This is a genomic window from Psychrobacter sp. S1-30-MNA-CIBAN-0213 (genome assembly GCF_040309845.1).
Taxonomy (GTDB): domain Bacteria; phylum Pseudomonadota; class Gammaproteobacteria; order Pseudomonadales; family Moraxellaceae; genus Psychrobacter.
In genome coordinates this window covers 1-470 of sequence record NZ_JBEOPE010000033.1, presented here as the reverse complement: position 1 = coordinate 470, position 470 = coordinate 1, and the positions used below count along the sequence as shown (strand labels likewise).

At 49.8% G+C, this 470-nt stretch carries 1 protein-coding gene; it reads left to right on the top strand.

Going from position 1 to position 470, the window contains the following annotated elements:
• The coding region (locus AAEY87_RS13840) for a GTP-binding protein (protein WP_350657587.1) at positions 1-470 on the top strand (470 nt) is incomplete at both ends.

Below are 470 nucleotides of genomic sequence, written 5' to 3'. Positions count from 1 at the left end.
GCTAAAACTTCAGGCGGCGAAGCCAAAGACTACGCGTCTATTGACTCAGCTCCAGAAGAAAAAGCACGTGGCATCACCATCAACACCTCACACGTAGAATATGACACCGAAGCACGTCACTACGCACACGTTGATTGCCCAGGTCACGCCGATTATGTTAAAAACATGATCACTGGTGCCGCTCAAATGGACGGCGCAATCCTAGTCGTATCAGCGACCGATGGCCCAATGCCACAAACGCGTGAGCACATCTTGCTATCACGTCAGGTTGGCGTACCATACATCATCGTATTCATGAACAAATGCGACATGGTCGATGACGAAGAATTGCTTGAGCTAGTAGAAATGGAAGTTCGTGAACTTCTTAACGACTACGACTTCCCAGGCGACGACACCCCAATCATCAAAGGTTCTGCTACCGAAGCCCTAAAAGGCAACGAAGGCCCATACGGCGAACCAGCAGTTGTTGA